Source organism: Antribacter sp. NEAU-D49 (assembly GCF_057158775.1).
The window spans coordinates 119,526-125,893 of sequence record NZ_JBXTSN010000014.1; the positions used below are offsets into that span (position 1 = coordinate 119,526).

The window sequence follows — 6,368 nt, forward strand, 5'->3', positions numbered from 1 at the left end:
AGGGGCACGCCCCCGTGGAATACGCTGGCGCTCGTGAGCATCGACCTGGCCACCATCATCAAGGCCTACGACGTGCGGGGAACCGTCCCGGACCAGTTCTCCCCGGCAGTCGCCCGGGCCATCGGCGCCGCGTTCGCGCGCGTCGTGGTGCTGCCCGAGGCGGGCGAGGGACGGCCGCGCACGGTCGTGGGGCACGACATGCGCGAGTCGGGCCCCGGGCTCGTCGGCGCCTTCGCCGAGGGCCTCACCGCCGCCGGGGTCGACGTGGTGCTGATCGGTCTCTGCTCGACCGACGGCCTCTACTACGCCTCGGGCGCGCTCGGCGTGCCGGGCGCCATGTTCACCGCGAGCCACAACCCCGCCGAGTACAACGGCATCAAGCTGTGCCGCGCCGGCGCCCGGCCGGTGGGTGACGCCACCGGGCTCGCCGAGGTCCGTGCGCTCGCCCAGGAGTTCCTCGACGGGGCGCTCCCGGAGCCCGCCGCCGAGGCGGGCTCGGTGACGGAGCAGGACCTCCTCGCCGACTACGGCGCGTTCCTGCGCGGCCTGGTGGACCTGTCGGGCATCCGCCCGCTGAAGGTCGTGGTCGACGCGGGCAACGGCATGGGCGGGCACACCGTCCCTGCCGTGCTGGGCACCGGCGCGGGCCTCCCGGAGCTGCCGCTGGACATCGTGCCGCTGTACTTCGAGCTCGACGGCTCGTTCCCGAACCACGAGGCCAACCCGCTCGAGCCCGCGAACCTGCTCGACCTGCAGGCCGCCGTGGTGGCGAACGAGGCCGACCTGGGCCTCGCGTTCGACGGCGACGCCGACCGCTGCTTCGTGATCGACGAGAAGGGCGCGGCGGTCTCGCCGTCGGCGATCACGGCCCTGGTGGGCCTCCGGGAGGTGGCGAAGGAGCTCGCCGCGGGCCGCACGCCCACGGTGATCCACAACCTCATCACGTCGCGCGCCGTGCCCGACCTCCTCGAGGCGGCCGGTGCCAGGACGGTCCGGACACGGGTGGGGCACTCGTTCATCAAGGCGGAGATGGCCGAGCACGACGCGGTCTTCGGCGGGGAGCACAGCGCGCACTACTACTTCCGCGACTTCTTCTTCGCGGACACCGGGATGCTCGCGGCCATGCACGTGCTCGCCGCGCTCGGCGAGCAGCCGCACCCGCTGTCGGCGCTCTCCGAGATGTACGAGCCGTACGTGTCCTCCGGCGAGATCAACTCCACGGTCGCCGACGTCCCGGCGGCCCGCGCCCGCGTGGTCGAGGCGTACGTGACCCAGGAGGGCGGCGGCCCCGTCGTCGTCGACGAGCTCGACGGCCTCACCGTGTCGCACTGGGACGGGCACCCGCAGTGGTGGTTCAACCTCCGCGCGTCCAACACGGAGCCGCTGCTGCGGCTCAACGTGGAGGCCGCCGACGAGGACATCATGGAGAAGGTGCGCGACGACGTCCTGTCGCTCGTCCGCGCCGACCCGACCGAGGGAGACCAGGCATGAGCACGACCATCGACCCCTGGGTCCGCGCGATCCTGCGCTGCCCCGTCACGGGTGCGGAGCTGGTGGACGGCGTGGGGCCGGCGGGGGAGCCGGAGCTCCACTCGACGGACCCCGGGCGCCCGCTGGCCTACCCCGTCCGCGACGGCATCCCGGTGCTGCTGGAGAGCGACGCCCGCCCGCTCTGAGCTCTGTGCCCGCCGGGACAGTGACGTCGTCCGACGACGTCACTGGCTCGGCGGCAGGTGGAGGGCGGCCTCCAGCGCGGCGAGGACCGTGGTCACGGCATCCTCGACGGCGACCTGCGAGGTGTCGAGGGTGACGTCCGCGTCTGCCGGCTCCTCGTACGGTGACGAGATCCCGGTGAAGTCGGGGATCTCGCCGGCCCGCGCCTTGGCGTAGAGGCCCTTCCGGTCGCGGGCCTCGCACACCTCGAGCGGCGTCGAGACGTGCACCAGCAGGAACAGCGCGCCCTCGGCCTCGGCCATCGCCCGGGCACGGTCCCGGCCGGCCGCGAACGGTGCGATCGGTGCGGCCACGGCGATCCCGCCGTGCTTGGCCACGAGGGACGCGGCGTAGCCGATGCGCTCCACGTTGGTCTCCCGCGACGCGCGGTCGAAGCCGAGCCCCTTGGAGAGGTGGTGGCGCACGGCGTCGCCGTCGAGCAGGGTGGTGGCGCGGCCGTCGTCGTCCAGCCGCTCGGCGAGCGCCCGGGCGACGGTGGACTTGCCCGATCCGGACAGGCCGGTGAAGAACACGACGGCGCCACGGGCGTGACCTGCCCGGGCTGCGCGCAGCACCTCGTCGGCCGACGCCGGGGGGTACGCCGCCCGGACCGCCCGCTCGTGGGCGGTGGAGACCTCGGCGAGCCGGTGGCGCACGTCCGCGGGGCGGGCGGCGACCAGGTCGACGACGTCGTGCGCCCCGTAGGCCGCCGCCACGTCCGCGAGCGCGGTGCCCGATGGCGGGCGCGCGGGCCAGGGTACGGCCACTACCGCGACGCGGCCTGCGGTCAGGCCTGTCCCGGCCAGCGCCTCGGCGAGGGCGGTGGCGGAGCGGACGAGGCCCGGGGCGCCCACGCCGCCGGGCGCGGCGGCGCGGGAGACGGGGACGAGCAGGAGGGTGCGGGGGACCGGTCCCAGGGCCGCCGTCGCCTCGTCGCCGACCGCGGGCACGCCGGTGACGAGGACCGCCCGCGTCTCGACGCCGTCGGCCGCGACCTCCCGGGCCGGCCGGCGGAGCACCGGGTCCCACTGCGGGCCGGTGCCCCCGGGGAGCGGCTTCAGGGCCTCCAGCGTCCAGCGGGCGCCGGCGTGGCCGCCGTCGTCCGCCGCGTCGTCGCCACCACCTGTGGCGGTCAGGCGCGCGAGCGGGGTGTTCTCCTGGTCCGTCAGCAGGCGGCCGGGAGGAGCGTCCGGCGTGGCGGCGCCGGGCACGACCGCGCGCGCGAGCGACGCCGGGGCCAGCGCTCCGCCGAGGGCGAGCTCGAGGAGGTCCAGCTCGTCGGCGGACAGGACGTGCGTCGGGAGGTCGTCAGCGGCCGGGGGATAGGCGCGGGGAATGGGTTCCATCGACGGTGACGATAGCTCGTCCGGGCCCGTTGACGCCGTCCGCGACCGCCCTCGAACCGTCTCACGCGTGTCCGAGGTTCGGTCGGGCGGCGCGCGCACCGCGTTACTCTGCGCATACTGTGGCCACCATGCCAGCCCCTGACAGCATCCCAGCCGCCCCCGGCGTGCCCCTCGCGGGCGTCGCCGGGCCTGGCCGTGCGCTCGACGACACGGCGCTCGCCGCCGCGCTCGCCCGCGGGGCGGGCGAGGTGCTGCTGGGCCTCCGCCAGGACGTGGACGCCGCCGGCGGCGCCTTCGAGGCGCGGGCGCTGAAGGACGCGGGCGACGCCGCGGCCCAGGCGTGGCTGTCCGCGGCGCTCACGGACGCACGACCCGGCGACGCGGTGCTCTCCGAGGAGGCCGAGGACGGCGGGGCACGGCTGTCGGCCGACCGCGTGTGGATCATCGACCCGCTGGACGGCACGCGGGAGTTCGCCGAGCGGTTCGACGACGGCGCCTGGCGTGACGACTTCGCGGTCCACGTCGCCCTCTGGGAGCGCGGTGCCGGGCTCACGGCGGGAGCGGTCGCGCTGCCGGGCCGGGGGCTCGTGCGCTCGACGGCGGAGCCCGGGCGCGGTGCCGACGTGGACGGGGCGGTCGCCGGCCGGCCGCTGCGCGTCGCCGCGAGCCGTACCCGGCCGCCCGCGTTCGTCGCCGCCCTGGCGGCGCGCGGCGACGTGGAGCTGGTGCCCATGGGTTCGGCGGGGGTCAAGGTCATGGCCGTCGTGTCGGGCGAGGCGGACGCCTACGTGCACAGCGGCGGGCAGTTCGAGTGGGACTCGGCGGCCCCGGTGGCGGTGGCCCGGGCGGCCGGGCTGGTCTGCACACGCCTGGACGGGTCGGCCCTGGAGTACAACCGGCCCGACCCCTGGCTCCCTGACCTGGTGGTGTGTCCTTCCCCGGTCGAGGCCCGGCTGCGAGAGCTGCTGGCATCGGTCGGGGTGCAGGGAGCTTGTCGAGAACATGAGGCCGAGAACAAGGAGGGGGCCCGGTCGTGAACCACGTCCTGAGCCAGCTGCGCAGCCTGGAGGCGGAGAGCATCCACATCCTTCGGGAGGTGGTTGCCGAGATGCGGCGCCCGTGTCTGCTGTTCTCGGGCGGCAAGGACTCGATCGTGATGCTCCACCTCGCCACGAAGGCGTTCGCGCCCGCGCGGGTGCCGTTCCCGATCATGCACGTGGACACCGGGCTCAACTTCCCCGAGGTGCTCGCGTGCCGCGACCGGTGGGTGGACCGCCTGGGCGTGCAGATGGTCGTCGCGTCCGTGCAGGAGGCGATCGACCGCGGTCTGGTCCAGGAGGAGCCCAACGGGTCCCGGAACCGGATCCAGACCCCGGTGCTCCTGGAGGCGGCGGAGAAGCACGGCTTCGACGCCCTGTTCGGCGGCGGTCGCCGGGACGAGGAGAAGGCGCGCGCCAAGGAGCGGGTCTTCTCGTTCCGCGACGACTTCGGGCAGTGGGACCCCAAGAACCAGCGGCCCGAGATCTGGAACCTGTACAACGGGCGGGTGCACCAGGGCGAGTCGATCCGCGTCTTCCCGCTGTCGAACTGGACCGAGCTGGACATCTGGTCGTACATCGAGGCGGAGGGCATCGACCTCCCGGAGCTGTACTTCGCCGCCGAGCGTGAGGTGGTGGACCGCGGCGGGATGCTCTTCGCCGTCAACGAGTTCACGCCGCTGCGCGACGGCGAGACGGCCGAGGTCCGGAGCGTGCGCTACCGCACGGTGGGCGACGCGAACCTGACGGCCGCGGTGGAGTCCACGGCCGGCACGCTGCGCGAGATCGTCGAGGAGGTGGCGGCGGTCCGGCTGACGGAGCGCGGCGCCACGCGCGGAGACGACAAGGTCAGCGAGGCCGCCATGGAGGACCGCAAGAAGGAGGGGTACTTCTGATGACGACCCAGACAGACCCGGCGGCCGTGCCGGCCGCCCCGGTGGGCGGGGAGCACACGACCGACCTGCTGCGGTTCGCCACGGCGGGTTCGGTGGACGACGGCAAGTCGACGCTGATCGGCCGCCTGCTCTACGACAGCAAGTCCATCTTCGCGGACCAGCTCGAGTCCGTGGAGCAGGTGAGCCGGGACCGGGGCAACGACTACACGGACCTGGCGCTGCTCACCGACGGCCTGCGTGCCGAGCGGGAGCAGGGCATCACGATCGACGTGGCGTACCGCTACTTCGCGACCCCGCGGCGCAAGTTCATCATCGCCGACACCCCGGGCCACATCCAGTACACCCGGAACATGGTCACCGGCGCCTCCACGGCGGACGTGGCGCTGATCCTGGTGGACGCCCGCAAGGGGGTGCTGGAGCAGTCCCGCCGGCACACGTTCCTGGCCACGCTGCTGGGCGTGCCGCACGTGGTGGTGTGCATCAACAAGATGGACCTCGTCGACTGGTCCGAGGAGGTCTACGAGTCCATCCGGGCGGAGTTCACGCAGTTCGCGGCCCGGCTGCGCGTCGCGGACCTCACGTTCATCCCGATCAGCGCCCTCGCGGGCGACAACGTGGTGAACCGGTCGCAGAACATGCCCTGGTTCGACGGGGCGCCGCTCCTGTCGCACCTGGAGCGCCTGCACGTCGCGTCCGACCGCAACCTCGTCGACGTGCGGTTCCCGGTCCAGTACGTGATCCGTCCGCAGCAGAACGACGCGCGCGACTACCGCGGCTACGCCGGCACCGTCGCGTCCGGCGTCATGAAGCCGGGCGACCGGGTGCTGGCGCTGCCCTCGGGCCTGGAGACCACCATCGAGGCCATCGAGACCGCCGACGGGCCGGTCGACCTGGCCTACCCGCCCATGTCGGTGACGGTCCGACTGGCCGACGAGATCGACATCTCCCGCGGCGACATGATCTGCCGGCCCAACAACGCTCCCACGGTGACGCAGGACCTCGACGCCCAGATCTGCTGGATGGACGAGTCCGCGCCGCTGGTCCAGGGCAAGAAGTACGCGATCAAGCACACGACCCGGTGGGCGCGCGCGATGGTCAAGGGCATCAGCTACCGGATCGACGTGAACTCGCTGCACCGCGACGAGGACGCCGCCGAGGTCCGGCTCAACGAGATCGCCCGGATCCAGCTCCGTGTCACCCAGCCCCTCTTCGTGGACCCGTACCAGACCAACCGTCAGACGGGCGCCTTCATCCTCGTGGACGAGGCCACCAACAAGACGGTGGCCGCGGGCATGATCGGCGGCCTGCCGCACACCTTCTGACCGGTACGACGAAGCGGCGGGGGGGGGGGGGGGGGCCCCCCCCGGGCCCCCCCC

Annotated in this window: 6 protein-coding genes; 5 read left to right on the forward strand and 1 reads right to left on the reverse strand. The window is 73.7% G+C overall.

Annotated elements, in window-relative coordinates:
- The first annotated feature begins 33 nt into the window (after positions 1-33).
- Both AC060K_RS12680 and AC060K_RS12685 read left to right on the forward strand, forming a co-directional pair.
- Positions 34-1,491 carry a phosphomannomutase/phosphoglucomutase gene (locus tag AC060K_RS12680; protein WP_483765772.1) on the forward strand — a complete coding sequence of 486 codons (1,458 nt, stop codon included), beginning with the start codon at positions 34-36 and terminating at the stop codon, positions 1,489-1,491.
- Positions 1,488-1,676, forward strand: coding sequence for a Trm112 family protein (locus AC060K_RS12685; protein WP_483765773.1), 189 nt, complete (start codon positions 1,488-1,490; stop codon positions 1,674-1,676). The genes AC060K_RS12680 and AC060K_RS12685 overlap by 4 nt, the downstream gene beginning before the upstream one ends.
- Before the next feature lie 39 nt (positions 1,677-1,715).
- Here AC060K_RS12685 and cysC read toward each other — a convergent pair whose 3' ends face one another.
- The gene (cysC, locus tag AC060K_RS12690; protein WP_483765774.1) at positions 1,716-3,059 is read right to left on the reverse strand and encodes an adenylyl-sulfate kinase; all 1,344 of its coding nucleotides are present in this window, start codon (positions 3,057-3,059) and stop codon (positions 1,716-1,718) included.
- Between the two features lie 128 nt (positions 3,060-3,187).
- Between cysC and AC060K_RS12695 the strand changes: the two genes are divergently transcribed.
- The 3 genes from AC060K_RS12695 to cysN are packed head-to-tail and all read left to right on the forward strand — an operon-like array spanning position 3,188 to position 6,314.
- Complete coding sequence (locus tag AC060K_RS12695; protein ID WP_483765775.1) at positions 3,188-4,096, forward strand: 3'(2'),5'-bisphosphate nucleotidase CysQ; 909 nt, start codon at positions 3,188-3,190, stop codon at positions 4,094-4,096.
- On the forward strand, positions 4,093-4,992 hold the full coding sequence (gene cysD / locus AC060K_RS12700) for a sulfate adenylyltransferase subunit CysD (RefSeq protein ID WP_483765776.1): 900 nt from the start codon (positions 4,093-4,095) through the stop codon (positions 4,990-4,992). Before AC060K_RS12695 ends, cysD begins: the two co-directional genes overlap by 4 nt.
- Entirely contained in the window at positions 4,992-6,314 is a 1,323-nt protein-coding gene (cysN, locus tag AC060K_RS12705; protein WP_483765777.1) for a sulfate adenylyltransferase subunit CysN, read from the forward strand. The genes cysD and cysN overlap by 1 nt, the downstream gene beginning before the upstream one ends.
- Positions 6,315-6,368 lie beyond the last annotated feature (54 nt).